Below are 26978 nucleotides of genomic sequence, written 5' to 3'. Positions count from 1 at the left end.
GCCGGTATCGTGGCGCGACATGAACGAGACCTCGGACCCGCCGGCCTTCGCGGTGTCGCGGCGCGAGCGCATCCTGGACGAGCTGCGGCGGACGGGCTCGGTCCGCGTCTCGGATCTCGCCCGGCAGCTCCATGTCGCCGAGCTCACGATCCGGCGGGACATCGGCCACCTCGCCGACCGGGGCCTCCTGACCCGCGTGCACGGCGGGGCGACGCTGCGCAGCCGACTCGACACGACGGTCCCCGTCGCCGGCTCGACGGATGCGCCGATCCGGTTCCGCGTCGGGATGGTCGTGCCGTCGCTCAGCTACTACTGGCCGCAGATCATCGTCGGCGCACGGTCGGCGGCCACCGAGCAGGGCGTCCAGCTCGTCCTGCGCGGCGCGAGCTACTCCGTCGACGACCAGCGTCGGCAGATCGCGACCCTCGTGTACTCCGGCACGCTTCACGGCCTGATCGTGGCGCCCGAGACCCTCGGGGCGGACGGCCGGGCGCTCCTCGGCTGGCTCGAGTCGCTCCCGATCCCGGTCGTGCTGGCCGAGCGCCGGGCCCCGTCGTCGCTCGCGGTCACGAGCCTGGAGTGGGTCACGACCGACCACGTCTTCGGCGGCTCGCTCGCCGCCGGCCATCTGGCCAGCCTCGGCCATCGGCGCGTCGGCATCCTCACCTCGACCGGCTCGCCGACGTCATGGCAGCTGCGCCGCGGGTGGGACCGGGCGACCGGAGAGCTGGGCCTCGAGTGCATCATCGACGTCGCCGCGACGCTCGAGGAGATGGATGTCGACGCCCGGCAGGTCTACATCGCCGACCTGCTCGAGCGCTGCCGCGAGACCGCGACGACGGCTCTGTTCGTGCACTCCGACCCGCAGGCCGTGCTGCTGCAGCAGCATGCGCTGGACCACGGCTGGTCGATCCCGGACGACCTCGCGATCATCGCGTACGACGACGAGGTCGCACCGAGCGCCGAGCCGCCGATCACCGCGCTGCGCCCGCCGCGTCAGCACGTCGGCCGGCTCGTCGTCGAGACGATGGTCGCCCGGCTCAGCGAGGGGGCGCGACGGCCCGTGCAGCGCACGTACGTACTGCCCGAGCTCAACGCCCGCGCGTCGACGCGCGCGCCGGAGCCCCTGACCGCATCGGCGCTCACGGCATCGGCGCTCGCGACGTCGGCGCTCGCGGCCGCGAGGGTCAGCGCCGGGTCGCCAGCAGCTGCGCCATGAGCTCGAGCTGGGCCGGGTCCTCGAGGGCCGAGCCCACAGCCGCGACCCGCACGCCGGCGGCGAGGTAGTCGCCGACGTTGGCGGCGTTCAGGCCGCCGGTGGCGACGAAGCGCACCTGCGGGAACGGCCCGCGGATATGCGCGAACCAGCCGGTGCCGAGCCACGTCGCGGGGAAGGCCTTCAGCCACGTGAGCCCGAGCCCGAGCGCCGCCTGCACCTCGCTGGGCGTCGCCACGCCGGGCAGGATCGGGATGCCGCGCTCCTGCGCGGCCCGCACGATGGCAGGGTCCAGCCCCGGCGAGACGAGGTAGCGCGCACCGGCGGCGAGCGCCGCATCCACCTGCTCGATCGTGAGGATCGTGCCCGCGCCGACGACCTTGCCGCGCTCCTCGCCGAGGCGCACGACCTCACGGAGCGCCGCGTCGTCCTCCGCGGTCTGCAGCGGCACCTCGACGGCGTCGATCCCCAGGTCCCACGCGGTCGTCGACAGCGCCACGGAGCGCTCCACGCCCATGCCCCGCAGGATCGCCATCAGCGGCGCGTGGGCGAAGGCATCCTCGAACCAGTCGGTCATCGTCGTTCTTCTTCCGGGTCGTCGGGCCAGTCGGCGGTGGTGGTGAGGGTCAGGGCGGCGCGGGCGTGCCCGGCCTGCAGCCGGGCGTCGATCGGGGCACGATCGAGGAGCGCGGCGAGGTAGCCGCCGGCGAAGGCGTCGCCGGCACCCACCTCCTCGACGACCTCGACCGTGCGGGCGGGGACGAACACCTCGTCCTGGCCCGCGAACGTCGTCGCGCCGTGCGCGCCGTCCTTCACGACGAGCTCGCCGACGCCGGGCAGCAGCGCGCGCACCTCGGCGGGCGTGGCCGTGCCCCACAGGCGCTCGGCCTCGTCTCGTCCGACGAACACGATGTCGGCTCGGGCCGCGACGGGCTTCAGCGCAGCTCCGGCGGTCTCGGCATCCCACAGCGCGGGACGGTGGTTGACGTCGAAGCTGACGAGCACGCCGGCGTCGTGAGCGCGCGTGATGATGCGGTCCAGGAACTCCGCGGCCGACGGCGAGATGACCGCCGTGATGCCCGACACGTGCAGCACCTGCACGCCGTCGAGGTCGACCGCATCGGCATCGGCCGCGCACAGGAACGATGCCGCGGAACCGGCGCGGTAGTAGTGCACGCCGTGCCCCGGGTCCTTGACGTAGAGGCCGGTGGGGTGCGCCGCATCCCGGATCACGGTCGAGACGTCGATCCCGCGCGCCGTGAGATGCTGCAGGATGCGGTCGCCCAAGGGGTCCGCGCCGAGGCGGCTGAACCAGGCCGACGGGTGGCCGAGCGCCGCGACATGGCCGGCGACATTCGACTCGGCGCCTCCGGAGTCGACGCGGAAGGCCTGCGCCGCGTGCAGGCGCTCCGCCTCGCGCGGCGCGACCATCGCCATCGTCTCGCCGGCGGCCAGGAGCATCCCGGTCACCTGAGGTCGGTCACGGGCGCCGGGTCCATGTCGTCGAATGTCTGGTTCTCTCCCGCCATCGCCCACACGAACGAGTATGCCGCGGTGCCGACACCCGAGTGCAACGACCAGCTCGGCGAGATGATCGCCTGGCGATCGGCGACGACGAGGTGGCGGGTCTCCTCGCGCTCGCCGAGCAGATGGATGACGCGCGCGTCCGCCGGCACGTCGAAGTACAGGTAGCACTCCGTGCGCCGGTCGTGCGTGTGCGCCGGCATCGTGTTCCACATCGACCCGGGGTGCAGCTGCGTGACCCCCATCACGATCTGGCAGCTGCGGATGCCGTTCTCGTGGATGTACTGATTGAGCGTGCGCCGGTTGCTCGTGACCTGGTCGCCGAGCTCGCGCACGGTCCCCTCGCCGGGCGAGACGAGCGCGGCGGGATAGGCGGTGTGCGCGGGAGCGGAGAACAGATAGAACTGCGCCTGCTCGCCCGCGAACGACACCTCGCGGATGCCGCGGCCGAGGTACAGGCACGCGCCGGTCACGAGCTCGTAGGCCTCGCCGTCCGCGGTCACCGTGCCCGTTCCGCCGACATTGACGATCCCGAGTTCGCGGTGCTCCAGGAAATACTCGCTGCGGATCTCGGGGTAGCCGCCGAGCTCCAGCACACCGCCCGCCGGTGTGGCGCCGCCGAGGACGATCCGGTCGTGGTGCGTGTAGGTCAGGCGGATCTCGCCCGGGACGAACATCTCGGGGATGAGGTACGTGTCACGCAGGTCCTTGGTCGTCATACCCGGGACCTGGGCGGGATTGGTCGCGTAGCGCTGCTCGATGGGGATGGCCATGATGCTCCTGTTCAGTGTCGGCGGGGTTCGCAGGGCTCAGCGCACGAGCCAGCCGCCGTCGACCGGCACGATCGCGCCGGTGACGTAGGCCGCGGCGTCCGAGGCGAGGAAGACGAAGACGCCCTGCAGGTCGGCGGGCGTGCCCCAGCGTCCGGCGGGGATGCGGGAGACGATGGATGCCTCGCGCCCCTCGTCCGCGCGCAGGGCCGCGGTGTTGTCGGTCGCCATGTAGCCGGGGGCGACCGCGTTCACGGTGACACCGGAGGCGGCCCACTCGTTGGCCAATGCCTTGGTGAGCCCCGCGACCGCGTGCTTGGACGCTGTATAGGCGGGCACGAACACGCCGCCCTGGAACGACAGCATGGACGCCACGTTGATGATCCGGCCGCTGCCCCGCGCGATCATGTGGCGGCCTGCCGCCTGCGACAGGTGGAACACCGCGTCGAGGTTGACGGTGAGCACGTCGTCCCAGTCGCCGGCGGAGTACTGCGCGGCGGGAGCCCGGCGGATCGTGCCGGCGTTGTTGACGAGGATGTCGAGACCGTCCAGCTCGGCGATCGCCTCGGCGACCGCATCCGCCAGCTCGCCCGGAGCGGCCGAGGCGAAGTCGCGGCGGATCGGGTGGACGCGGCGGCCGAGTGCGCGGATGCGGTCCGCCGTCTCGGACGCGTCGCCGCGGTCGAGTAGCGCCACATCGGCGCCGGCCTCGGCCAGCGCGATCGCGGCACCCTGTCCGAGCCCGCGGCTGGAACCGCTCACGAGCGCGACCTTGCCGTCGAGGCGGAACGAATCGAGGATCATGCGGGCGCCTCCAGTGATGCCGGTCGTCGAGCGAAGGGCGCGCCGGCGCCCGAAGACGCGACACCGTGAGGCCGCAGCGAGGGCCGAGGCGTTTCGTCTCGCTCGTTCCTCGCTCGCTCAACGACCGGATCCGGCGATGCGACGAAGCGGGTCGTGAGCTCGCCGATGCGCGAGATGCGCACCGTGACGGCGTCGCCGGCGGCGAGCGGGCGGTGGGCCTCCTGCGCGGCGGAGAGCTTCTGCGGCGTCCCGGTCGAGACGACATCGCCGGGCTCGAGCGTGAGCACCTGGCTCAGGTGGTGGATGACGAACGCCACGCTGAAGATCGTGGTCGACGTCGACTGCGACACCGTGACGACGCCGTCGCGCACGACCTCGACGAGCAGGTCCTGAGGGTCGGGCACCTCGTCGGGTGTCACGACCCACGGGCCGAGCGGCGCGAAGCCGTCGGAGCACTTTCCGAGCGCCCACTGGCTCTGCCGCCGCTGCCATGCCCGGTCGGAGACGTCGTTGAGGATCGCGTACCCGCCGACGTGGTCGAGCGCGTCCTCGATCGGGACCCGCTGCGCCCGGCGGCCGATGACGACCGCCAGTTCACCCTCGTAGTCGACGTCGGTGGCATCCGGCGGGATGACGACGGAGTCCGCGGGACCGCCGAGCGTGTTCGGCGTCTTGACGAAGACGTCGGGCCACTCGGGGTCGTTCGCCGTCGGATCGACGCCGTCCGGCACGTGCCCGCGGTAGTTGTAGCCGAGGCAGAGGATCTTGCCGGGCCTCACCGGGGCGGCCAGAGCGACGGATGCGACGGGCGGGAGGGCCGCGGCATCCGTCGTCTCGACCGCCGCGCGCGCCCGCGCGAACAGGGCCCCGTCGGCCAGGATGTCCTGGACGCGCGCGGCGATGCGGGACAGATCGAGCAGGCGATCCTCGCCCGCGACCGAGACGACCGCGGCGGGTCGCTCCTCCGCGGCGGCGCGATACGTCACGAGGCGCATGGCGTCTCCTGCTCGCGAAGCGCCGGGCTCACCAGTACAGCCGCCAGTCGGGGTCGACCGTCCGCTGCAGCGCCTCCATGTAGAAGTAGTCGCCCCAGAGGTTGCCCTCGTCGACGCCGTGGTCGCCGGGCAGGTTGTAGACGCCGTGCAGGATGAGGGCGTCCGAGTGATCGCCGGTCGGTGTGTAGTTCGCGATGAGCGAGCCGAGGATGCGGTCGGCAGCCTCGGTCGCCCGCGCCGCGGACTCCGCGTCGTCCTCGGCGATGGCGAGCTCGCGCAGGCCCGACACGGCGATGGCCGCGGCGGAGCTGTCCCGCGGGGCGTCGCTTCCGTCGGTGTAGACGAGGTCCCAGTAGGCGACGGCGTCGGCGGGCAGGTGCGTCAGGAAGTACGCGGCGCAGCGGCGCGACGCATCCAGGAACCGCTCGTCGCCCGTGGCGCGGTAGTTGAGGGCGAAGCCGTAGATGCCCCACGCCTGGCCGCGCGCCCAGCACGAGTCGTCGTGCGCGCCCTGCTCGGTCGCACCGCGCAGCGGCTCGCCGGTCTCGACGTCCCAGTAGAACGTGTGGAAGGTGGAGTCGTCCGGCCGGAGGATGTGGTCGCGCAGCTGGAGGGTGTGCCGCTGCACGGCGTCGGCGTAGCGCTCGTCGCCCGTCTGCTCGTATGCCCATGTCAGGAGCGGCATATTCATGAGGCTGTCGATGATCGTGCGGCCCGCCTGGCGCGGGTCGGCGAGGTCGCCCCACGCCTGGACGATGCCGGCGGGCTCCAGGAAGCGGGTCATCAGGTGGTCGGCCGCCGCGAGCGCGGCCTGACGCGCATCCTCGTCTCCCATGAGACGCCATGCGGCGACGCACGCGAGGCTGTAGAGGAAGCCGAGGTCATGGGTGTCGAGGTCATCGCCCTCCTGCATCCGGCGCTCGAAGTCGCGGGCGTGGCGCAGCGCGGCTTCCTTGAAGACGTCGTCGCCGGTGGCCTCCCACGCGATCCACTGCATGCCGGGCACGAAGCTCGTCGTCCAGCCGTGGTTGCCGCCCTCGGGGATGTCCCGCCACGCCGCGCGCGGCGGGTAGACGCCGTCGACGGTGGTGTCGTCGGGGTAGCGCTCGCCGAACTTCTGGATGTTGGCCCGGGTCGTCGCGATGGCGGCCTCGAGTGCCGTGCGGGCTTCGGTCTGGATCGCTCCGGTGTGTCCGGGCGCGGAGGAGAGAGAGGTCATGCGTGGCAGTCCTTGTCGAATCGTCGGGGGTCAGTCGGTCACCGGCTCGGCGGCCGGAAGCACGGGGCGCAGGGTGTAGCGGCAGTTGGCCCAGATCAGGTACAGCGCGGCCGCGGCGGTCACGCCGACGGCGATGGCCGGAAGGTTCGCGAACAGCGCGATCTGCACGGCCGCGATCAGCAGCGACACGATCGTGAGGTACCAGCGGCGTACGCCGAGGAGGAGGGCGGCGCGCAGCACGTCACGCAGCCGCGCGACGGGCACCTCCGCGATCGCGACGAGCGCCAGCATCCCGGCCGCGAGTGCCAGCACGCTCAGCATGAGCAGCACGGGCACGACCACCACGCCGAGCGCGGAGGCCGCAAGCGCCCGCACGTCGACGAGCAGCACGACGAGCAGTGCCGCCGTGGCCGCGCCGATCCCGAGGGCTTTGCGCCACGTGGCCTTGTAGCCGCGGAGGAAGGCGCGCACCGGGCCCGCGCCGCTCCGCCCGTGCTCGTGGAACACGGTGAACGCGGCGCTGACGCCGGGAGCGGCCAGCGCGGCGGCCGCCGCGAGGTAGGGCCAGGACTCCGCCGGGTTCGTGCCGATGGCCAGCACGAGCAGCGGGAGGCACGCGAGCGCGAGCATGGCGTTGGTGGCGACGCCGAGGTAGACGACCTCGAAGGCCGTCGACGCGAAGCCGTGCGAGATCCGTCGCATCGCCGTCATCCCTTCAATCCGCTGGTCGCGATGCCCTCGATGAAGTACTTCTGCCCGAGGAGGAACACGACCGCGATGGGCACGACCGAGATCACGAGGCCCGCGAACATCAGCCCGTAGTTGGCGGCGTACTGGTTGCTCACGAAGGTCTGGAGACCGAGCTGCAGTGTCCACAGATCGGGGTTGCGCAGGTAGATCAGCGGCCCGAGGTAGTCGTTCCAGACCGTGACGAAGGTGAGCAGCGTGAGGCTCGCGATGGCCGGCACCGACAGCGGCACCATGATGCGCCACCAGATGCCGTACTCGCTGAGGCCGTCGATGCGGGCGGCCTCGGAGAGCTCCTCGGGGATCGTCTCGTAGTACTGCTTCATCAGGAACACGCCGAAAGCGCTGAACGCCTGGAGCAGGATGATCGCCCACAGCGTGTTCGCCAGGTGCATCTTCGACAGCATGATGAACTGCGGGATCATGTACGACTGCCACGGCACCGCGATCGTCGCGATGTACGCGAGGAACAGCACGTCGCGGCCGCGGAACGTGATGCGGGCGAAGCCGTAGGCGGCGAACGAGCCGGTGAACACCTGCAGGATCGTCACCGTCACGGCGAGCACGAGCGTGTTGCGGATCCAGACCAGGATGTTCGAATGCGTCCAGATGTTGACGTAGTTGGAGAAGTCCCACGTCTCGGGCAGCCACTTCACGGGGACCGAGAAGACCTCGTTGGCGGGCTTCAGCGAGCTCGAGACCATCCAGAAGAACGGCACGAGCAGGGCGAAGGCGGCGATCGCGAGCGCGACGTAGCCGAGGACGCGGGCGAGACGACGCACGCCGTGGCGGGGAGCGCCGGTGTCACGCTGCGGGGGACGCTCGGCCAGGTCCTGAAGGCTCCGCTGCAGCGTGGCGGGCTCGGTGATGGCACTCATCAGGCACTCCGTCGCTTGTTGATGAGGAACTGGATGATCGTCACGACGATGCAGATGAGGAACAGGACGATGGATGCCGCGGAGGCGTAGCCGAACTGGTTCTGCACGAAGGCGGTCTGGTAGATGAACTGCGACAGCACGAGTGTCGCGTTGCCCGGTCCGCCGTTTGTCATGACGAGGATCAGGTCGAAGATCTTGAACGAGTTGATCGTCAGCATGACCGTCACGAAGAACGTCGTCGGCCGCAGGCACGGCATCGTGACGTTCCAGAACCGCTGCCACACGCCGGCGCCGTCGACGCGCGCCGCCTCGTGCAGCTCGCGGGGCACGGTCTGGAGCCCTGCGAGGAACAGGATCATGTAGTAACCCATGTCGCGCCACGTGCTGACGATGACGGTGGCGGGCATCGCCCACGTCGTCGACTGCAGCCAGGTCGGCGGGTTCTGGATGCCGATGACGTGCAGGAACTGGTTGATCGGGCCGTACTGCGGGCTGAACAGCAGATTCCAGACCACCGCGATCGCGACGATCGACGTGATGTACGGGAAGAAGGCGGCCGTGCGGAAGAACGCGACACCGCGCAGCTTCGTGTTGAGCAGGAGCGCGAGTCCCAGCGAGACGACGAACGTCAGCGGGATGTGCAGGATCGCGTAGTAGAAGGTGTTGAGCACCGCGGTGTGGAACGTCGTGTCGCCCAGCAGCCGCTGGAAGTTCGCGAGACCGGTCCAGGTGGCGGTGCCGAAGATGTTCCAGTTCGTGAAGCCGAGGTAGAACAGCGTCACGACGGGGATCAGCGTCAGGAGCGCGAAGCCCAGGAAATTCGGGAGGATGAAGCTCCAGCCGATGAGCGTGTTGCGCATCCGCAGCCGCGACCTGCGCCTCGGGTGGGGCGGAGTCGGCGACGTGTCGACGTCGGTGGCGATCGCCGTCATTGCTCGTCCTTACAGTTCGGGGAAGTGAGGGGGCGGGTGGGGCGCGCCGGGGAATCGCACCCCACCCGGGGAGTCAGGTCAGCCGGCCTGGTTCTTGAACTGGGCGCCGGCGTCGGTGATGGCCTTGTCGAGCGGGGTCGAGCCGGTCATGATCGCGCTGTGCATCGCGGTGAGCGCGGTCGACGCGATGGGCGTCTTGGGCGACGGCGGGTTCTGCGGCGCGATCTTCTGGCTGCCCCACGCGAACTTCGACAGCGAGTCGGTCGGGATGCCGGTCTGGCCGAAGTAGGTCTTCGTGACGGAGTCGGTCACGAGCGCCGGCGTGATGCCGATCTGCGCGAGCGACTCGGCCGCCTTCTCGCTCTCGACGTAGGCGAGGAACTGCTTCGCGGCGGTGAGCTTGGCGCCCTCGGTCTTGATGTTGATCGCGAAGCCGGTCGGGTCGCCGAACGTCACGGGCGTCTTGTCCGTGCCCGCTGTGGCAGAGGTGCGCTGCGGCACGGGAGCCATGCCCCACTGGAAGGTGTCGGCGTCGCCGCTCTTCTGCTGGGCGAGGAGCGTCGCGACGTACCACGAGCCCATGAGCTCCATGGCGGCCTGCTGCTTGCCGAACTCGGCCTGGTAGGTCGTCTTGTTGGCCGACGCCGTGGCGAACGGCAGCTGCAGGCCCTGGTCCTGCATCTTCAGCGCCTGGTCGTAGTACGGCTTCATGTACGCGTAGTTGCCCGAGAGCATGTCGGCCTTCGGCGACTGCGCGGTCGCGAAGCCCTGCACCTGCGAGTTCCAGGTGTGCAGGTAGGCGGGCAGGGCGGAGCTGCCGGCCGACTTCAGACCCGTCTTGAGCTTCTCCGCGGCCGCGGTGTAGTCGTCCCACGTCCAGGTGCCGTCGGGCGCGTCGACGCCGGCGGCCTTGAAGAGGTCCTTGTTGTAGAACAGGACGTTGCCGTCGAGGCGGTAGGGGATCGCGTACTGCTTGCCGTCGAGCTTGTACGAGCTCGCACCCTTGATGCCGTCGGTCAGCTTGAGGTCGGAGACGTCGACCAGCTGCCCGCCGGAGGCGAAGGTGACCATGTCGGTGACCTGCTTGATCGCGACGACGTCGGGGGCGGTGCCCGCGGCGAGGTCGGCGGTCAGCAGTGTGGCGTACTGCGCGGCGTCGTAGTCCTTGACCTGGACGGTCACGTTCGGGTGCTCCTTGTGGAACCCGTCCGCGAGGACCTGGAACTCCGGCGTCGTCGCGAGGCTCCAGCCCGACACCGAGATGGTGACCGGCTTCTTGTCGTCCGAGGCCGACGGCGCCGCCGCCGGGCCGCCGCTGCAGGCGGCGAGTGACAGCGTCGCGACGACGGTGACGGCCGCCGCGGCTGCGTACTTGCGATTCATGTGGATGCTGCTCCTTTGCAATTGGTTCCGGACCCGCGTGGGACCGGGTCCGGACTACCGATCCGTCGGGGTTGCGGACCGGAAGAGGGTGAGGTCATGGGTCGTGGCGACGCCATCGGGCCAGGTCACGGCGGCCTGTCCGCCCTGGACAGCGACGGAGGCGCGCTCGACGTCGCCCGTGCCGGCGCCGTCGAGCGTGACGAGGACGGCGGTCCACTCGTCGGCTGCGCGCGCATCCCGCTCGATGACCGGGACCGATGCGACCGAACCCAGCGGGCTCGCGTCGTCGCGCTCGATGATAGCCGCCGTTCCCGAGCCCGCGAGGAGGCGGACGCTGCTCTCGAGCCGGCCCGCACCGCGGGGGATGACGGCGCGCGCGGTGGATGCGTCTGCCGAGACCGCCGGGGCGACATCCGCCGCGAGCGGCCACCCGCCGATGCGGAGCGTGCGGGCAGCGGAACCGACGGCCTCGACGTGGACGAGTCGGACCTCCCACGGACCGCGCACGAGGGAGATCGTGAGGATGCGCCCCGCCGGGGTCGTGTCACCCGTGATGCCCGAGCCGTGACGGTTCTGCACCGTGGCCGGCTCGATCCAGTGCGCGTCTGCGACGGATGCGCCCACCGCGACCTCGCCGTCGATCCGGGTGTCGATGAGCTCCATTCCGGCCCGGTGCGATGCGCGGCCGCCGTCATCCACGAGGGCGACGGTCTGCTCCAGCGGCTCGCGCCAGGCGCGGCCGTCATGCAGCGGCGCGGTCGCCGTGCTGTAGCCGAGACGTGTGTAGATCGGGGAGTCGCCGACCGACGAGCCGGGCACGGAGTGATCGGTGCCGTGGTTCACGACGCGGACGATGCCGTCGGTCTGGGTGCCGGAGATGAGCCACCCGGCGGCGCGCACCACGCGCAGGTCGTCGCCGGCCTCGACGGGCAGCGGCGCGGTGGGTGCCGTCCACACCGGGTGATCGGCGGGGAGCGAGATGCCGAGCATCCCCTTCGTCGCCCAATACGGGGATGCGGGGCCCGAATAGGACTGCGCGAGCCGGCGCCACTCGCCGTGCCACCCCATCGTGAGGAGGTCCTGTGCGTCGGGCGCACCGATCTCGTCGAAGTGCGCGACCACGAGGTTCGCCGCGCGCCGCAGCTCGCCCGCGGGCGTCGACGGCACGTCGGCCAGCACACCGGCCCAGAAGGGAGCGGCGGCCGCGAAGCGATAGATGAGGCTGCGGCCCTGGATGAGCGGCGAGCCGTCGGCGCCGATGAGGGCCACGGCATCCCTCAGGTAGCGATCGAGCGCGGCGACGTCGTTCGGTGTGCGACCGCCCGAGAGGTCGGCGGCGCCCTGCATGCGCGACCAGAGGATGGGGTAGAAGTGCAGCGCCCAGCCCGTGTAGTGGTCGAACGAGCGCTCGTCGCCGTCGGCGATCCATCCGTCGGCGCGCACGTAGGAGTCGTGGCGGCCCAGGTCGTCGGCGATGTCCTGCGCCGACCACGGTCCGCCCACCGAGCGGAGGAAGGTCTCGACGACGATCCGGAACCACAGCCAGTTGTTGCGCGGGTAGGTGGTGTCCCCGACGATCGCGGTCAAGTAGCCGATCACGCGCTCCTGCGTGCGGGCGTCGAGCCGGTCCCAGATCCAGGGACGCGTCATGTCGAGGATGACGGCGAGGGATGCGGCCTCCACCTTCGCCTGCGCGTGCTCTTCGGGTCGCACCCAGCGATCGGTCGCGTCGGGGTCGACGCCCGTGGCGATGCCCTTCACATAGAAGTCGATGAGGTCGTCGACGCCCTGCCCGCGCTCTCCGGCGATGCGGAAGCCCGCCAGAAGGAACGTGCGCGCGAATCCCTCGAGCCCGTCGACGGCGTTGCCGTAGCCGCCCTCCGCACCGGGAGGGGTGATGCGTCCGTGGCCCGGAGACGCCCACCGGCGGGCGCCGGCGAGAAGGCGATCGGCGTGCGCGGTCCACTGGTCACGGGTCCAGTCCGTGCGGGTGGCGACCTGCGCAGTGCTCACGGATTCTCCTTCGAATAGGTGGGGCGGGACCACGATCATCGTGATCACTTTGGGAGATTAGCAAAGGAAAACAGACACCACAACACCAAATGCGATCGTGATACGATCATTTTCGATCAGCCATGACTTCGGGCGCAGACGCCCGTTGCCGCTCGGAGAGGAGCCCCCGGATGACCGGAGCCACCGCATCCCCCGCCCGCGATGTCTTCCGCGGTCCGCTCTCCGATGCACTCGGCGCGGATGCCGCAGCCCTCCTCGTACCCGCCGACCGTGCACTGCCCGTCCCGTCCGCGAGCGATCGCGCGGCCTGGGCCGCGGTCGCCGCGGCCCACACGACCGTGGACCGCATCCTGGCCGCCGCAGCGGAGGAGCACGGCACGCCGTGGCCGCAGCCCCTCGCGAGCGCAGCCGTGCGGTATCACCGCGACGGTGATCGCTCGGCCTGGGAGGACGCGGCCTTCGCCCGCCAGCGCCGGCTCAGTCGCGCGGTCGTCGCGGCGGCGGTGACGCTCGACGACGCGCGGATCGACGACGTCGCCGACGGCATCACCCTGCTGTGCGAGCAGAGTTCGTGGTGCTGGCCGGCGCACGACGACTCGTTCGAGCGGCACGGCTCCGTCGTGCCCGTGGCCGATGACCCGTACCTCGACCTCGGCGCCGGCGAGGCGGTGGCCCAGCTCGCGTGGGCCGATCACGTGCTCGGCCAGGCCCTCGACGAGCGCTACCCGGGGCTGCGGGCACGCATCCGGTACGAGGCATCCCGCCGCGTCTTCGAGCCGTTCCTCCACCGCCGCGACTGGTGGTGGATCGGGCACGAGCGCACGCCGATCAACTGGAACGCGTGGATCCACGCCAACGTCCTGGCAGCCGCCCTGCGGCTGCTCGACGGCCCCGACGACGCCGAGCTGCGGTCGCGGGTCGTCTCCACTGCGGTCGCGGATCTCGATCGCTTCGTCGCGGTGCTCCCGGCCGACGGTGCGATCGATGAGGGCTACGGCTACTGGTGGGAGGGCGCGCTGCGCGCGCTCGAGGCGCTCGACCTCCTCCGGTACGCCACGGATGGAAAGGTGGATGCGTACGCCGCCGGCATCCCGGCGCTGCGCGCCACGGTCGCCTACCCGCACTCCATGCAGCTCGGCGACGAGTGGTTCGTCAACGTCGCCGACGGCCGCGCCAAGCCGCCGTCGGGCCTGCCGTGGTCGGCTCTGCACCGCGCGGCGCGCCGCTTCGGCGATGCCGGCGCCGAGGCGTTCGCCGCGTCGCACCGCGTGCCGGGCACTCCGGCGGCGACCGAGGAGCAGGGCCTCGGCCGGCTCCTGCGCGCCCTCACCGACCCGGCGTGGATGGGCGCCGCGCGCGCCGCAGCGCCGCTTCCCCGCGACATCTGGCTGCCGTCCGTCGAGCTCACGGTCGTCCGTGAGAGCGGCGGCACCGCCCGTGGCCTGGCGCTCGCAGCCAAGGGCGGCCACAACGGCGAGTCGCACAACCACAACGACGTCGGCTCGTTCATCGTGGCGGTCGACGGCGTGCCCGTGGTGGTGGATGCCGGGCGTCCGACGTACACCGCCCAGACCTTCGGCCCGGATCGCTACGACATCTGGACCATGCAGAGCTCGTGGCACTCGGTGCCGGAGGTGCGCGGCATCCCCCAATCGCCTGGCACCGAGTTCGCCGCGCGCGCGGTTCGGCCGCACGACGGCGGGCTCGCCCTGGATCTGGCGGGCGCCTACGACGTGCCCGGCCTGCGCAGGTGGCACCGCCGCATCCGGCTCGATCGAGGACCGCGGTCACGGGTCGTCGTGGACGACGCCTGGGAGCTCGACGCCTGGACCGGGGCCGAGCCGGAGCCCGAGACGACGGTCCGGATGCTTCTCGCCGGCGGAGTGCGTCTCATCGACGGCGCCGCGCATGTCACCGCTCTCGAGGACGCCCGCCCGCTCGTCGTGCGCTGGCCGTCGGACATCCCGGCCCGCACGACCGAGCTCGAGCTCGGCGATCCGCTCCTCACCTCGGTATGGGGCCCGCGACTCACCCGGCTCGACCTCGTCGTCACCGACCGGCGGTCCCTGTCGGTCACGGTAGAACTGTTCACATCGACCCCGGAGGAACTCCGATGAACGACAACGGCATGCACGCCCTGCTCGCCCCGGCACGTCGCGCGCACGTGCTCGCATCGCTCTCGCGGGACGGGGTCGTCCGCATCTCGGAGCTCATCGACGAGCTCGGGGTCTCGCCGGTGACCCTGCGCCGCGACCTCGCGCAGATGGAGGAGGAGGGGCTCCTCGTCCGCATCCACGGCGGCGCCGTGCCGGCGACGGGTGAACCGGACACGGTGGCGGAGGTCCCGGAGACCGTCGGCGGCCCGTCCGGGACCATCGCCGTGCTGGTGCCCTCGCTCGCCTACTACTGGCCCGGAGTGGTGCGCGGCATGCAGGCCGAGGCCAAGCGGCGCGGCATGAGGCTGCTCGTGCGAGCCGCCTCCTACGAGATGCAGGACGAGCGACCCGTTCTCGAGCGCCTCGTCGGGACCGAGGACGTGCGCGGCCTCGTCGTCGCACCGAACCCCGGAACGCCGCACTCCCAGGACGTCATCCAGTGGATCCAGGAGATCGGCTTTCCGAGCGTGCTCGTCGAGCGGGATGCGGTCGTCCTGCCCGCGCGGACGCCTGTCGAGAGCGCGGTGACCGACCATGCGCTCGGCGCCGTGCTCGCCGCGCGCCACCTCGCCGAGCTCGGCCACCGCACGGTGGGCCTGATCGTCGCCCGGGACTCGCCCCACCGCGACGAGATCGTCGCCGGATGGGAGAAGGCGTGCGCGGAGCTGGGGCTCGACCCCTCGCAGCACTTCGAGGAGAGATTCCCGCCGCGGACGAGCCCGGACTTCTCGGCTCGGGTCGATGACGTCCTGGAGACCACCCTGGCTCGGGGCGTCACGGGTCTGCTCGTCCACTCCGACGCGGAGGCGATGGCGTTCATCGACCTCGCCCTCGACCGCGGTCTGTCGGTTCCCGGGGATCTGTCGGTGATCGCCTACGACGACGAGGTCGCTTCGCTCTTCACGCCGCCGCTCACCGCCGTGCGTCCGCCGCGCGAGGCGATCGGAGCCGCCGCGATCGACCTGCTCGTGCGCCGCATCGAAGACCCCGACCGGCCCGTGCACCGGGTCAGCGTGAGCCCCGCCCTGAACGTGCGCGCCTCGACCGCGCCCGTCTCCGGACCGTGAGCGCGGACGGCATCCACCGCCACCGAGTCGGTCAGGCGGATTGTGCGGTGGACCCGCTCGACTACTCGCCGTGGAGCTTCTGGGCAGAGGCGGACGCATCCGCGCAGGAGCGCCAGCGCGCGGCGCTGCGGCGGCTCGCAGCGCGCCCCGACCATGAGCTCGGCGACGGATGCTTCGTCTCCGAACTGGCCTCGGTGGACAACGAGGAGCTGCGGCTCGGTGATCGGACGTACATCGCGGCCGGAGCCTATGTCACGGGGTCGCTGCGCGCCGGCGCCGACTGCAGCATCAACCCGTACACGGTGGTCCGCGGCCGGGTCGAGCTCGGCGACGGCGTGCGGATCGGCGCGCACGCGTCGATCCTCGGCTTCAACCACACGATGAGCGACCCGGGCCTGCCGGTCTTCCGGCAGCCGCTCACGGCGAAGGGCATCCGGGTCGGGCACGACGTGTGGATCGGGTCGCACGTCGTGGTCCTCGACGGCGTCACGGTCGGCGACCACTCGGTGCTGGCGGCCGGGGCCGTCGTGACGAAGGACGTTCCGGCCGGTGCCATCGTCGGCGGGAATCCCGCGAAGCACCTGCGCTGGCGCATCGCCCCCGCGGGCGCGGCGTCTCGCAGCGATCTCGGCTCGCGGCTCGCCGCCTTCGCCGATCGGGCGCGCGCGCAGGCGGCCGGCATCCTCGACCGATCCTGGCGCGAGGACCTCCGGCTGTTCGTCGACCGGCCCGGCGACGATCCGACCGTGCGCGCGCAGGCCGACGCGATCGAGATCGCCGACCTGCTGCTCGGTGGCGCACCTGCGCAGCTGCCGGCCGACGAGCAGGTCGAGCGGCTGCGCGGGTGGCAGGACGCGGCGACCGGCCGCGTGCCGCGCCTGCGGCCCGACGGCACGCTCGACGATCCGCGCGACTCCGACGATTCGGCGTATCACGTCCTTTCGGTGGGCTACGCGCTCGACCTGCTCGGCTCGGGCTTCGCGCATCCACTCAGCCTGGTCACCGCATCCACCGCCGGAGAGGTCGTCGCCCTCTGCGAGGGTCTCCCGTGGGAGACGCGGGCCTGGCACGCCGGCGCCGAGGTCGACGCCCTGGGCACCGCCCTCCTGTGGAGCGACCGCCGCGGCGACCTCGTGCCCTCCGGGATCCGCGAGGCCCTCTTCGGCTGGCTCGTGACCCATGCCGATCCGGCGACGGGGATGTGGGGACGCATCGCGGCCGACGGCAGCAGCCTGCAGCTCGTCAACGGGTTCTACCGCGCGTCCCGCGGCACGTTCGCCCAGTTCGGCGTGCCCCTCCCCTCCCCCGGACGCGTCGTCGACACCGTGCTGGCGCACGTTCGGGACGACCGCTTCTTCCGGCCCGATCGGCACGATGCCTGCAACATCCTCGACGTCGCGCACCCCCTCTGGCTCACGCGTGCCACCGGCCATCGCTCGGACGAGGTGACCTCGACCGCCCGCCGACTGCTCGAGGCCGCACTCGGCCGGTGGGTCGAGGGCGAGGGGTTCGGCTTCCGCGCCGGGAGCGCCGATGACCCGGCCCGGGCCGCATCCATCCCCGGCCTGCAGGGCACCGAGATGTGGCTCGCCACCGTCTGGTACCTCGCCGACCTCGTCGGAGTCTCGGACGCGCTCGGCTACCGACCTCGGGGCGTGCACCGCCCCGAGCCCGCCCCGCTCACCTGAACGACCAGGAGAACCCGTGCCCTCATTCACCATCGGCGACGCCGACTTCCTGCTCGACGGCGAGCCGCACCGCATCCTGTCGGGTGCGATCCACTACTTCCGCGTGCACCCCGACGACTGGGCCGACCGCATCCGCAAGGCCCGGCTCATGGGTCTGAACGCCGTCGAGACCTATGTCGCCTGGAACGCGCACGAGCCCGTGCGCGGCGAGTGGGACGCGACAGGCGCCAACGACCTCGCACGCTTCCTCGACCTCGTCGCGGCGGAAGGCATGCACGCGATGGTGCGCCCCGGCCCGTACATCTGCGCGGAGTGGCACAACGGCGGCCTGCCGGTGTGGCTGACGGGGATGGATGGCGTCGGCCTCCGCCGCTCGGAGCCGCAGTACCTCGAGGCGGTGAGCGGGTTCCTGCGGCGCGTGTACGAGATCGTCGTGCCGCGGCAGATCGATCGCGGCGGACCCGTCATCCTCGTCCAGATCGAGAACGAGTACGGCGCCTACGGAGACGACGCGGACTACCTCGAGGAGCTCGTGCGGCTCACGCGCGAGGCGGGCGTCGTCGTGCCGTTGACCACGGTCGACCAGCCGCAGCCCGACATGCTGCGCAACGGGAGTCTGCCGACGCTGCACCGGACGGGATCGTTCGGATCGCAGGCGGCCGAGCGCCTCGCGACCCTGCGCGAGCACCAGCCGACCGGTCCGCTCATGTGCTCGGAGTTCTGGGACGGCTGGTTCGACTGGTGGGGCGGCGCGCACCACACGACGAGCGCCGCGGACTCCGCGCGTGAGCTCGACACGCTCCTGGCGGCCGGCGCATCCGTCAACATCTACATGTTCCACGGCGGCACGAATTCCGGGCTGACCAACGGCGCGAACGACAAGGGTCGCTACCTGCCGATCACGACGTCGTACGACTACGACTCCCCGCTCGATGAGGCCGGCGACCCGACCGAGAAGTACGAGGCGTTCCGCGAGGTGATCGCCCGCTACTCGCCGGTGCCCGCCGAGGCTCCTGCGGCACGCGCCGACCGCCCTGCGTTCACCGTCCCGCTCGCCTCCACGCCGGTGTCGATGACGGATGCCGTGGCCCTCGCGGTCGAGGGCTGCGACGAGCCGCCCACGTTCGACCAGCTCGGTCGCAGCTCGGGGCTCGTGCGGTACACGGCATCCCTCCCTGCGGGCGGCGTGCTCGTGGTCGGCGAGGTGCGCGACCGCGCGTGGGTCGCGGTCGACGGCGTGCGGGTCGGGATACTGAGCCGCACCCGCCACGACCGTGCCATCGCCGTGCCCGCCGGCGACACCGTCGAGCTGCTCGTCGAGGAGCAGGGGCGGGTCAACTACGCCGACCGCCTCGGCGAGCCGAAGGGCCTGATCGGTGGCGTCACGCTGGACGGCGTGCCGCTGCGCGGCTGGGCGGCGCAGCCGATCGACCTCGACCGGCTGGCCGCCTCGGCGCTCTCCGCCGACGCCGAGTCCGCGCACGGCCCGGTCGCCGGGCCGGCCGTGCTCCGGACGGTGTTCGCACTCGCCGAGGCGACCGATCTCTTCCTCGACACCGCCGGCTGGGGCACGGGCTTCGCGTTCGTCAACGGCTTCGCGCTCGGCCGCTATGCGGCGACCGGACCGCAGCGCACGCTGTACGTGCCGCGGCCGGTCGTCCGCGCCGGCGAGAACACGCTGGTGGTCGTCGAGCTCGAGGCCGTCATCGAGCCCGCGGCATCCTTCGTGCCCGGCGCGCTGCTCGGCGACACCGAGGAGTAGCGCAGCACGGATGCGGCACGGGCGACGACGTGATCACGGCAGAACACTCCGCCCTACGAGCCCGACCAGCCGCTCCAGGAGTCGACGCGGATGACGATGACGGGCCCTTCCGGGCGGTGCTCGCGGTACTGCTCGTAGCGGCGGACGAGGGCGTCGACGGGATGCCGCATCCCCTCGGCATCGTCGATCACGTCTGCGACCCCGTCCACTCGCACCCACCACAGCCGGGTCCAGTCCTCGCTGTACTCGTCGGCGAGCAGGGCCACCCGCGGGTTGTGTGCGATGTTGCGCAGCCGCCGCAGCCTGCGCGTCGACTTCGGCTTGTGATCGACGGCCGTGAAGATGAGGTCGTCCTCGACGGCGAAGGTGATCGGCACGAGGTGGGGGCGCCCGTCATCCCCCACCGTCGCGAGCGTCGCCGTGCGCGCCGCATCCACTCGTGCCCGCGCGTCCTGCTCGCTCAGCCTCACCCCTCGATCATCCCCGGCGCTCACACGAGCTTCGTGGTCGTCCACTCCCGTTCGGACTCCAGACTCTTGCCGGTGCCGGGAGAGCCGGTGGCGGTCGCGCTGCTCGTGACGGATCCGCTCTTGATGTCGTCGTCCGTGATCGTGACCCGTGACGTCGCCGTCATCACCGCCCCCGGAGCGAGCTCGCCCGGCGCGGCCGGCCAGACGCAGTCGGTCGCGGCGGGCGGCGCGAGCGAATCGGAGATGTGGACCCCCGTCAGGGGATCCTTCCCCGCGTTCGTGACCCTGTAGTGGTACGTGATCGTGTTCCCCGCCGTCGCACCGGAGATCCGCGTCGGATCGGCCACCTTGCTCAGGAGCAGGGCCTTGGCCGCTGCGGGCGCGCCGATGCCGGCGGCCTTCAGCACGGCGGCGTTCGCGCTCTCGGCCGACTTCGTGGCGAAGTAGAATGCCACCGCGCTGCCGGAGCCGGCGACCATGCTGCCGATGAGCACGTTCTGCAGGCCCTGATCGCTGCCGCCGAGCGTCGCCGCCGTGATGATCAGCACTCCGGCGACGAGGCTCACGGCGATCCACGCGCGGACGACGCTGTTGCCCTCGGTCTTGCCCGTCGACTTGTTGAGCAGCCCGTAGAGCAGCAGCGCCACCATCGCCAGGACCATGGCGGCGCCGATGATGGCGACCAGGACCCACGACTCGAGTCCGGGCGGCAGCGCGTTCCCCGAGAACTCCGGCGGGGAGCTCGCCTGCGGCGCCGGCGACGCGTCGCCCGTCGCGGCGGCGCGCAGCATTCCCGGCACGCTCGAACCGACCACCAGACACCTCCGCACAGCGCGGGTGACTTCCCCGACGATGGTACAGCCACAGGATAGACCTGCGCCGTTGCCGCGGACAGGGGTCCCCGGGCAGCGGCGTCATCCGGCGCGGAAGGCGTCGACGAGATACGGTTCGGCGTCCGCCTCCTTGAACCCCAGTGCGTGGCCCGGAGCGGAGCGGTCGGGCACGAGGTCTCCGCCGACGAGCGGCGGCACCCCGTCGAAGAAGAGCTCCTCGATGCGCTGGTGGTCGTGGAAGTACTCCACGTTGATCGCCTCCTCGTGGGCGGCGGCGACGGATGCGTGCAACGCCGGCGCCGTATGAGCGCTGAGCGGCACGCCGAACGCGCCCGCGAGCGCGGCGGCGACGCCGAAGCCGGTCACCCCGCAGCGGGTCGCGTCGGCCTGCAGCACGTCGACGCATCCGGCCACGAGCAGGTCGCGGAAGTCCGTCGGCCGGTAGGCGTACTCGCCGGCCGCGACGCGCACGGGAGCGGGGATGCGCGCCCGCAGCAGGTGCAGGCCCTCCCGGTCGTCGCTCGACACGGGCTCCTCGAACCAGGTCACACCCTCGCCCACGAACTCCTCGGCGAGGTGCAGCGCCGTCTTGCGGTCGTAGGCGCCGTTGGCGTCCACGAACAGCTCGACGGCGTCCCCGATCGCCGCTCGCGCGACCTGCACGCGCCGGAGGTCGTCGCCGGGGACCGATCCGACCTTCATCTTCACCGCCCGGATGCCGGCACCTGCCCACGATGCGAGCTGCTCCGCGAGCTCGTCATCCGTGTAGTCGGTGAAGCCGCCGCTGCCGTACGCGGCGATCCGGTCGTGCGCGCCGCCGAGCAGCTGCGTGAGCGGCACGCCCAGGAAGTGCGCGGCCAGGTCGTGGACGGCGATGTCGACGGCGGCGACGGCGCTCGCGCCGACGCCCGGCCAGCCGGAGTTGCGGGATGCACGCGCCATCGCCCAGAACAGCCGGGCGGTGTCGAGCGCGTCGCCGCCCTCGACCTCGCCCCAGAGGATGTCACGGACGAGGCCGAGCGCCGCCGGAGAGGTGTAGGCGTAGCCGAGGCCCGTGGCATCCCCCGCCGTCAGCCGCACGACGAGCACGCCGGTGCTGCTCCACTCGATCGTGCCGTCGCTCTCCGGGCGCTCGCGCCCGCCGGTGGCCGTCGGGACGGTGTACGCGCTCGCCCGGATCGAGTGGATGCGGGTGCCGGAGTCAGGACTGTTCATCGTCGTCGGCGTCGTCGTCGCGGTCGCCCAGGTGGAGCGCGTCCTTCAGGCGCGCCTTGCCCTCCGCGAACATGGACTTCGCGGAGTCCGTGATCGCGCCCACCGCCAGCGGGTCGCCCTTCAGGAGCGCCTCGGCCGTGTTCTTCGCGAACTCGAAGGTGATGTGGGGCGGCAGCGGCGGCACGTTCCGGCTCGTGTGGGCGTCGATCAGGGTCACGCCGGGGTGCGCGAACGCGGCATCCCACACCCGGCCGATGTCGTCGTCATCCGTGACCGAGACCCCGTTGAATCCCAGCAGACGGGCCCAGCCGGCGTAGTCCACCGACTCGACGTCCTGAGACGTCGACCACACCGGGTTCGCATCCTCGGTGCGCATCTCCCACGAGACCTGCGTGAGGTCGTTGTTGTGGAGCACCAGCACGATGAACGTCGGATTCGCCCACCGCGCCATGTACTTCTTGACCGTGATGAGCTCGTTCATGCCGAGCATCTGGAACGCGCCGTCGCCGATGGTGCAGACGACGGGGTTCTCGGGGTACGCGAACTTCGCCGCGACGGCGTAGGGCATCGCGGCGAGCATGGTGGCGAGCCGGCCCGAGAGGTCGCCCCGCATCCCCGCGCGCAGCCGGATCTGCTGCCCGTACCAGTCGGCGGACGTGCCCGCATCCGCCGTCACGATCGCGCCCGCCGGAAGCCGCTTGTTCAGCTCGCGGTAGACGTGGCTCGGGTTCATGCCGTCGTCGTACCGCACCGACGCCTGTGCGGCGATCTCGTCGTCCCAGTCGCGCATCCCCTCGATGGCGCGGTTCTGCCACGAGAGGTCGGTCTTCTGCTCGAGCAGCGGGATCAGGCCGCGCAACGTCTGCGCCACGTCGGCCCAGATGCTGACCTCGGTCGGGTAGCGCAGGCCGAGCTGCTCGGGCCGCAGATCGACCTGCACGGCGCGGGCCTGGCCGGTCTTCGGGAGGAACTGGCCGTACGGGTAGTTGGTGCCGAGCAGCACGAGGGTGTCGCACGTCTTCATCTGCTCGTAGCTCGGCCGCGAGCCCAGGAGCCCGAGCTGCTGCGTGTGATACGGCACGTCGGAGGGGATCACCTGCTTGCCGCGCAACGTCGTGATGAGCACGGCGCCGGCCAGCCGCGCCGCCTCGAGCACCTCGGCGGTGGCGCCGCCGGCCCCGTGCCCGACCAGGAACGTGACCCGCTCCCCCGCGTTGATGATGTCGGCTGCCGCCTGCAGCTGCTCGATCGGCGGAGCGAGCGCGGTCGACGGCGCCACGGCGCTCGAGCGCGAGACCCACACCTCGGTGCCCGGCTCGACCATGTCCATGCCCTGCACGTCGTGCGGCAGGATGATCACGCACGGCTGCAGCCGCGTGATGGCCGTGCGGAACGCCGTGTCGACGACGGACTGCGCCTGCTCGGGCGACACGACCGTCTGGACGTAGGCCGCGACATCCGAGAACGTGCGCTCGAGATTGCTCTCCTGCTGGTTGAACGTGCCGAACGCGTTGAGCCCCTGCTGGCCGACGATGGCGACCACGGGCTGGTTGTCCATCTTCGCGTCGTAGAGACCGTTCATCAGGTGGAAGGCGCCGGGACTCGAGGTCGCGATGCAGACGCCCACCTCGCCGGTGAACTTGGCGTGCGCCGTGGCCATGAGCGCGCAGATCTCCTCGTGTGTGGGGCGGATGTACTCCACCCCCTCGCCGGCGCGCTCCGCCCGCTCGAGAGCGCCGTCGAACTCGCCGATGCCGTCGCCCGGGAAGCCGAACACTCGTCGCACCCCCCACTCGCGGATGCGCGCGATCACGAAATCGCTGACGTTTGTCATGCTGTCCCTCCTTCGAATGGTGCCCGCGTCGCTCACGGCTCCGGGCGATGGATCAGCCGCTCGGCCGCTCGTGCGGCGACGGCCATGATGGTGAGGGCCGGATTGGCGCTGCCCTGCGTGGGAAGCACGCTCCCGTCGGTGATGAGCAGGTTGGGCACCGCGAACGTGCGGCAATCGGCATCCACCACCCCCTGCGTCTCGTCTGCGCCCATCCGGGCCCCGCCGACGAGGTGCGCGTAGCGCTGCACGGTCATCGTCTCGCTCGCTCCGGCGGCCTCGAGCAGCTGCTCCATGGTGGCCTGGGCGGCCTTCGCGAGCGCGCGGTCGTTGTCGCACTGGGTGTACGAGAAGTGGGCCACCGGCAGTCCGTAGCCGTCCTTCTCGTCGGCGAGCGTCACACGGTTGTCCGGCAGCGGCAGGAACTCGCACAGCGCGCCGAAGCATGCCCAGTGCACGTAGTCCGACATGTAGCGGCGCAGGTCGGCTCCCCAGTGGCCCTGCGCCATCACGTGCTCCGCCCACGTGATGGGCAGGGGCGAGACCGTCTGGATCGAGAAGCCCCGCGTGTACGGCTTCGACGGATCGGTCTCGTAGAACTCCTCCGTGCTGACCTCCGGCGGGGGCGCCTTCCACATGCGGATCTCCGACTCGAACCGTCCCGCCGTCTGCGGAGCGCCCTGCACCATGAGGTAGCGCCCGACGAGGTCGAAGTCGTTGCAGAGGCCGTCGGGGAACCGCGCAGATGTCGAGTTCAGCAGCAGCCGCGGCGTCTCGATGGAGTATCCGGCGACGGCCACGATCCGCGCGCGCTGGAAGCGCGGTCGCCCGTCCTCGAGGTAGTGGACGCCGGTCGCCCGTCCCGTCCGCCCGTCGATCTCGATGGACGTCACCATGCTGTCGGCGCGCACCTCGGCGCCGTGCGCGAGCGCGTCCGGGATGTGCGTGATGAGCGGGGACGCCTTCGCGTTGACCTTGCACCCCTGCAGGCAGAAGCCGCGGTAGATGCAGTGCGGGCGATGCCCGAAGCGCCCGTTGGCGATCGCGACCGGTCCGACTTTCGCCTGGATGCCGGCGGCCAGCGCCCCGCGCAGGAAGGTCTCGCCGTTGCCCGACACGGGATGGGGGCGGTGCGGGTAGGAGTGCGGATCGCCCCACGGCCAGTCCTCGCCGGCGACCGGCAGTTCGGCCTCGATGTCGGCGTAATACGGCGCGAGGTCGGCGTAGTCGATCGGCCAGTCGGCGCCGACGCCGTCGCCCGAGAGGGTGTGGAAGTCGCTCGGGTGGAAGCGGGGCACATAGCCGGCGTAGTGCACCATCGATCCGCCGACGCCGCGCCCGGAGTTGTTCGAGCCGAGCGGCACCGGATCCGTCCCGCCGATCTGGCGCTGGTCGGTCCAGTAGAGGTGGTGCGATCCGGCCTCGTCGCTCACCCAGTCCTTCGCCGGGTCCCAGAACGGGCCGGCGTCGAAGGCCACAGCATCCCATCCCGCCCGAGCGAGCCGCTGCAGCAGCACCGAGCCGCCGGCGCCGCAGCCGACGATCGCGATGTCTACCTCGTGCGTGTCATCGAACCGGCGCATCTGCGCGGTCAGCCGCGGCTCGGCGCGTGAGCCGTCGGGCGTGAGGAGCCATGCGGAGCCGTTCCGGTCGCGCAGCGCCGAGGTCATCCGTGCGCCTCCACGCGCGGCACGTCTCCGGGCCGTGCGTCTTTCACCTCGAACGGCTCGAGACGGTCGACCCCGAGGTTCTTGTAGCCCCGGGGGTAGGCGGGGCCGGCGAAGCCGATCTCGTTCCATGCGTCCGGATGGCTGTAGAACGCGGTGCACGCATACCGGGTCCACAGGCTCCACAGCTGCGGACGGTCGAAGCCGCGCCAGGGGCCGGCGCCGTCCTTCACGTGGGCGAGCAGGTGGCTCTGCTGCTCCTCGCCGCAGTCCGCGAGCGCCGCGCCGTAGACCTCGCGCGCAGCGTCGTCCAGGGCGGCGAGGCTTCGCCGCCACGCCTCCTCGTCCGGGGGCATCGTGTCGTAGTGCCAGCCGTCGGTCTGGCCGTCGGCGAGGCGGCGGTCCACGAGCGCCGTCACCGGGACGCGGTCGCCGGGATGCTGGTCGAGCAGCCGGTCGAACAGAGCCGTCGCCGCCGCGGCTTCGATCTCGGTGAAGAACCGCAGAGGCGGTTGCGGGCCGACACGCGAGAGCACCACCGCACGGGTGACGTCGTCCCAGGCGCCCGCCTGACCGAGCACCTGGAATCCGGGGAAGCGCCCCGGCACGTCGTCGCGCAGGGAGCCGGGGGTCATCGCTCCCGCCTCAGGATCGCCGCGAGCAGTCCCATTCCCCCGACCAGCGTCACCAGGAGCGGCGCGAGCAGCGGTGGTCCCATCTCCAGGTTGTAGCGGAGGTTGCGCCAGCCGCCGGGTTTCTGGGCGACCCCGCGCGCGTGCAGGTACGTGCCCTGCAGGCCGTTGGCGATGATCGTGGCGGCGGCGATCGGCAGCACGGTCTTGGCCGCCGTCTTGCTGACGACACCGGCGATGCCGGCGACGGCCCCGATCGGCCCGAGGACGACGGGGACCCACATCCATCTGTTCCCGAAGCTCGCCTTGTCGTGCTCGAAGTAGATCTCACCGGCCGTGACGACTGCTCCGACTGCCGTCAGCGCCGAGAGCGACCGCTCGAAACGGCCTGTCTCGATGTTCCGCACCAGTCGGTCGATGCCCCGCAGGGCCGGTTCGGTGCGACGGATGCTCTTGCGGTGGATGCGGCCCACGCCGTCTCCCTTCGTTCCGTGCTTCCGCCCTCGCCATCGGCTCCGAGGGCGCACCCGTCTCTCACAGCCGTCCGAGGATCCCCTCGGCTCAGGCTCGGGAGCGGGGTCGTACGCGGTCGAGGGTGCGCGCCGATCGCGCTCCCGTCAACCCCGTTGCGGAACGCGTGGCGAAGGCGCAGGCTGTGCCGGGAATTCGGGGGAGAGGGGCTGCGGAGGGACGTCGCCGCTCCGCCGTCGTCACGCGGTGGCGGTGATCGAGAAGGCGTTGCCGTCGGGGTCGCGGAACGCGAACATCCGCGGGATCCCGGGCCACGCCAGCATCTCGTCGACGTCGACCCCGCGGCGCAGGAGCACGGATCGGGCCTCGTCGATGTCGTCCGTCGTGAAGCGGATGCCGATCGCACCGCGCGTGACGTCCGGCCGTGCCGGCTCGAGGGTCAGGATGACGTCATCCTCGGACGGCGCCAGCTCGATCCATCGGCCCCCGTTGGCGAGCGGCGCGTCCCGGAGCAGGGCGAAGCCCAGCGTCGCGGTGTAGAAGGCGAGCGCCGCCTCCTGATCCTCGACGGGGATGCTGACCGTCCGGACGCCCGTGATGTGGGTGGCGTTGCTCATGTTCGCTCCTTCGTCCCCCCGCACTCGCGGGCGGTTCACCACGATGACGATGCTGTGGTCGGCGGATCGACAGGCGGTGCCCTGGGCG

General features: G+C 71.5%; 24 protein-coding genes. 5 read left to right on the top strand and 19 right to left on the bottom strand.

Translation table 11 applies throughout. The annotated features are described in order from the left end of the window. Positions 1–19 precede the first annotated feature (19 nt). On the top strand, positions 20–1219 hold the full coding sequence (locus tag SM116_RS04145; RefSeq protein ID WP_320943202.1) for a substrate-binding domain-containing protein: 1200 nt from the start codon (positions 20–22) through the stop codon (positions 1217–1219). Here the strand turns inward: SM116_RS04145 and SM116_RS04140 are convergent. The 11 genes from SM116_RS04140 to SM116_RS04090 all read right to left on the bottom strand — a co-directional run bounded on the left by SM116_RS04140 (position 1188) and on the right by SM116_RS04090 (position 12481). Further along, positions 1188–1793, bottom strand: a complete 606-nt coding sequence (locus SM116_RS04140) for a bifunctional 4-hydroxy-2-oxoglutarate aldolase/2-dehydro-3-deoxy-phosphogluconate aldolase (protein ID WP_320943201.1) — start codon at positions 1791–1793, stop codon at positions 1188–1190. The two genes, SM116_RS04145 and SM116_RS04140, sit on opposite strands and share 32 nt — an antisense overlap. After that, on the bottom strand, positions 1790–2677 hold the full coding sequence (locus tag SM116_RS04135) for a sugar kinase (protein ID WP_320944093.1): 888 nt from the start codon (positions 2675–2677) through the stop codon (positions 1790–1792). The genes SM116_RS04140 and SM116_RS04135 overlap by 4 nt, the downstream gene beginning before the upstream one ends. 5 nt (positions 2678–2682) lie before the next feature. Next, positions 2683–3513 carry a 5-dehydro-4-deoxy-D-glucuronate isomerase gene (gene kduI / locus SM116_RS04130; protein WP_320943200.1) on the bottom strand — a complete coding sequence of 277 codons (831 nt, stop codon included), beginning with the start codon at positions 3511–3513 and terminating at the stop codon, positions 2683–2685. Between the two features lie 36 nt (positions 3514–3549). Then, positions 3550–4314, bottom strand: a complete 765-nt coding sequence (gene kduD / locus SM116_RS04125) for a 2-dehydro-3-deoxy-D-gluconate 5-dehydrogenase KduD (RefSeq protein ID WP_320943199.1) — start codon at positions 4312–4314, stop codon at positions 3550–3552. Further along, on the bottom strand, positions 4311–5309 hold the full coding sequence (locus SM116_RS04120; protein ID WP_320943198.1) for a fumarylacetoacetate hydrolase family protein: 999 nt from the start codon (positions 5307–5309) through the stop codon (positions 4311–4313). The genes kduD and SM116_RS04120 overlap by 4 nt, the downstream gene beginning before the upstream one ends. Before the next feature lie 28 nt (positions 5310–5337). Further along, positions 5338–6528: a glycoside hydrolase family 88 protein gene (locus SM116_RS04115; RefSeq protein WP_320943197.1), complete on the bottom strand. Its 1191-nt coding sequence runs from the start codon at positions 6526–6528 to the stop codon at positions 5338–5340. A 30-nt stretch (positions 6529–6558) separates the two neighbouring features. Continuing rightward, positions 6559–7239, bottom strand: a complete 681-nt coding sequence (locus SM116_RS04110) for a DUF624 domain-containing protein (protein WP_320943196.1) — start codon at positions 7237–7239, stop codon at positions 6559–6561. Further along, complete coding sequence (locus tag SM116_RS04105) at positions 7236–8153, bottom strand: carbohydrate ABC transporter permease (RefSeq protein ID WP_320943195.1); 918 nt, start codon at positions 8151–8153, stop codon at positions 7236–7238. Before SM116_RS04105 ends, SM116_RS04110 begins: the two co-directional genes overlap by 4 nt. Next, complete coding sequence (locus tag SM116_RS04100; RefSeq protein WP_320943194.1) at positions 8153–9085, bottom strand: carbohydrate ABC transporter permease; 933 nt, start codon at positions 9083–9085, stop codon at positions 8153–8155. The genes SM116_RS04105 and SM116_RS04100 overlap by 1 nt, the downstream gene beginning before the upstream one ends. A 78-nt stretch (positions 9086–9163) precedes the next feature. Then, positions 9164–10468 (bottom strand): ABC transporter substrate-binding protein, encoded by a 1305-nt coding sequence (locus SM116_RS04095; protein WP_320943193.1) that lies wholly within the window; start codon positions 10466–10468, stop codon positions 9164–9166. A gap of 54 nt (positions 10469–10522) precedes the next feature. After that, positions 10523–12481, bottom strand: a complete 1959-nt coding sequence (locus SM116_RS04090; RefSeq protein WP_320943192.1) for a DUF2264 domain-containing protein — start codon at positions 12479–12481, stop codon at positions 10523–10525. Positions 12482–12651: 170 nt separating this feature from the next. Between SM116_RS04090 and SM116_RS04085 the strand changes: the two genes are divergently transcribed. The 4 genes from SM116_RS04085 to SM116_RS04070 are packed head-to-tail and all read left to right on the top strand — an operon-like array spanning position 12652 to position 19154. Then, the gene (locus tag SM116_RS04085; RefSeq protein ID WP_320943191.1) at positions 12652–14598 is read left to right on the top strand and encodes a heparinase II/III domain-containing protein; all 1947 of its coding nucleotides are present in this window, start codon (positions 12652–12654) and stop codon (positions 14596–14598) included. Further along, positions 14595–15704: a substrate-binding domain-containing protein gene (locus tag SM116_RS04080; RefSeq protein WP_320943190.1), complete on the top strand. Its 1110-nt coding sequence runs from the start codon at positions 14595–14597 to the stop codon at positions 15702–15704. Before SM116_RS04085 ends, SM116_RS04080 begins: the two co-directional genes overlap by 4 nt. A gap of 47 nt (positions 15705–15751) precedes the next feature. Next, positions 15752–17392 carry an acyltransferase gene (locus SM116_RS04075; RefSeq protein ID WP_320943189.1) on the top strand — a complete coding sequence of 547 codons (1641 nt, stop codon included), beginning with the start codon at positions 15752–15754 and terminating at the stop codon, positions 17390–17392. Positions 17393–17408: 16 nt separating this feature from the next. After that, positions 17409–19154: a glycoside hydrolase family 35 protein gene (locus tag SM116_RS04070; protein WP_320943188.1), complete on the top strand. Its 1746-nt coding sequence runs from the start codon at positions 17409–17411 to the stop codon at positions 19152–19154. A 53-nt stretch (positions 19155–19207) separates the two neighbouring features. Here SM116_RS04070 and SM116_RS04065 read toward each other — a convergent pair whose 3' ends face one another. The 8 genes from SM116_RS04065 to SM116_RS04030 all read right to left on the bottom strand — a co-directional run bounded on the left by SM116_RS04065 (position 19208) and on the right by SM116_RS04030 (position 26890). Further along, positions 19208–19624: a TIGR03668 family PPOX class F420-dependent oxidoreductase gene (locus SM116_RS04065; protein ID WP_320943187.1), complete on the bottom strand. Its 417-nt coding sequence runs from the start codon at positions 19622–19624 to the stop codon at positions 19208–19210. Positions 19625–19644: 20 nt separating this feature from the next. Continuing rightward, positions 19645–20439 carry a DUF7507 domain-containing protein gene (locus SM116_RS04060; protein WP_320943186.1) on the bottom strand — a complete coding sequence of 265 codons (795 nt, stop codon included), beginning with the start codon at positions 20437–20439 and terminating at the stop codon, positions 19645–19647. Positions 20440–20538: 99 nt separating this feature from the next. Next, positions 20539–21672, bottom strand: a complete 1134-nt coding sequence (locus SM116_RS04055; protein ID WP_320943185.1) for an enolase C-terminal domain-like protein — start codon at positions 21670–21672, stop codon at positions 20539–20541. Continuing rightward, a complete protein-coding gene (locus SM116_RS04050) occupies positions 21659–23506 on the bottom strand; it encodes a thiamine pyrophosphate-requiring protein (protein ID WP_320943184.1) in 1848 nt (615 codons plus the stop codon). Before SM116_RS04050 ends, SM116_RS04055 begins: the two co-directional genes overlap by 14 nt. 32 nt (positions 23507–23538) lie before the next feature. Next, complete coding sequence (locus tag SM116_RS04045; RefSeq protein WP_320943183.1) at positions 23539–25173, bottom strand: GMC family oxidoreductase; 1635 nt, start codon at positions 25171–25173, stop codon at positions 23539–23541. Further along, positions 25170–25805, bottom strand: coding sequence for a gluconate 2-dehydrogenase subunit 3 family protein (locus SM116_RS04040; protein ID WP_320943182.1), 636 nt, complete (start codon positions 25803–25805; stop codon positions 25170–25172). Before SM116_RS04040 ends, SM116_RS04045 begins: the two co-directional genes overlap by 4 nt. Beyond that, the gene (locus SM116_RS04035) at positions 25802–26275 is read right to left on the bottom strand and encodes a hypothetical protein (RefSeq protein ID WP_320943181.1); all 474 of its coding nucleotides are present in this window, start codon (positions 26273–26275) and stop codon (positions 25802–25804) included. Before SM116_RS04035 ends, SM116_RS04040 begins: the two co-directional genes overlap by 4 nt. A 237-nt stretch (positions 26276–26512) precedes the next feature. Beyond that, positions 26513–26890, bottom strand: a complete 378-nt coding sequence (locus SM116_RS04030) for a VOC family protein (RefSeq protein WP_320943180.1) — start codon at positions 26888–26890, stop codon at positions 26513–26515. Positions 26891–26978: the final 88 nt, after the last annotated feature.

It is taken from the genome of Microbacterium rhizosphaerae, assembly GCF_034120055.1.
GTDB lineage: Bacteria > Actinomycetota > Actinomycetes > Actinomycetales > Microbacteriaceae > Microbacterium > Microbacterium rhizosphaerae.
Note: the sequence above shows the minus strand (reverse complement) of the source record. Positions and strands in the feature narration are given on the sequence as shown.

Coding starts and splice junctions, on each gene's coding strand:
- SM116_RS04145 (WP_320943202.1), top strand. CDS start 20: ATGAACGAGACCTCGGACCCGCCGGCCTTCGCGGTGTCGCGGCGCGAG.
- SM116_RS04140 (WP_320943201.1), bottom strand. CDS start 1,793: ATGACCGACTGGTTCGAGGATGCCTTCGCCCACGCGCCGCTGATGGCG.
- SM116_RS04135 (WP_320944093.1), bottom strand. CDS start 2,677: ATGCTCCTGGCCGCCGGCGAGACGATGGCGATGGTCGCGCCGCGCGAG.
- kduI (WP_320943200.1), bottom strand. CDS start 3,513: ATGGCCATCCCCATCGAGCAGCGCTACGCGACCAATCCCGCCCAGGTC.
- kduD (WP_320943199.1), bottom strand. CDS start 4,314: ATGATCCTCGATTCGTTCCGCCTCGACGGCAAGGTCGCGCTCGTGAGC.
- SM116_RS04120 (WP_320943198.1), bottom strand. CDS start 5,309: ATGCGCCTCGTGACGTATCGCGCCGCCGCGGAGGAGCGACCCGCCGCG.
- SM116_RS04115 (WP_320943197.1), bottom strand. CDS start 6,528: ATGACCTCTCTCTCCTCCGCGCCCGGACACACCGGAGCGATCCAGACC.
- SM116_RS04110 (WP_320943196.1), bottom strand. CDS start 7,239: ATGACGGCGATGCGACGGATCTCGCACGGCTTCGCGTCGACGGCCTTC.
- SM116_RS04105 (WP_320943195.1), bottom strand. CDS start 8,153: ATGAGTGCCATCACCGAGCCCGCCACGCTGCAGCGGAGCCTTCAGGAC.
- SM116_RS04100 (WP_320943194.1), bottom strand. CDS start 9,085: ATGACGGCGATCGCCACCGACGTCGACACGTCGCCGACTCCGCCCCAC.
- SM116_RS04095 (WP_320943193.1), bottom strand. CDS start 10,468: ATGAATCGCAAGTACGCAGCCGCGGCGGCCGTCACCGTCGTCGCGACG.
- SM116_RS04085 (WP_320943191.1), top strand. CDS start 12,652: ATGACCGGAGCCACCGCATCCCCCGCCCGCGATGTCTTCCGCGGTCCG.
- SM116_RS04080 (WP_320943190.1), top strand. CDS start 14,595: ATGAACGACAACGGCATGCACGCCCTGCTCGCCCCGGCACGTCGCGCG.
- SM116_RS04055 (WP_320943185.1), bottom strand. CDS start 21,672: ATGAACAGTCCTGACTCCGGCACCCGCATCCACTCGATCCGGGCGAGC.
- SM116_RS04050 (WP_320943184.1), bottom strand. CDS start 23,506: ATGACAAACGTCAGCGATTTCGTGATCGCGCGCATCCGCGAGTGGGGG.
- SM116_RS04045 (WP_320943183.1), bottom strand. CDS start 25,173: ATGACCTCGGCGCTGCGCGACCGGAACGGCTCCGCATGGCTCCTCACG.
- SM116_RS04040 (WP_320943182.1), bottom strand. CDS start 25,805: ATGACCCCCGGCTCCCTGCGCGACGACGTGCCGGGGCGCTTCCCCGGA.
- SM116_RS04030 (WP_320943180.1), bottom strand. CDS start 26,890: ATGAGCAACGCCACCCACATCACGGGCGTCCGGACGGTCAGCATCCCC.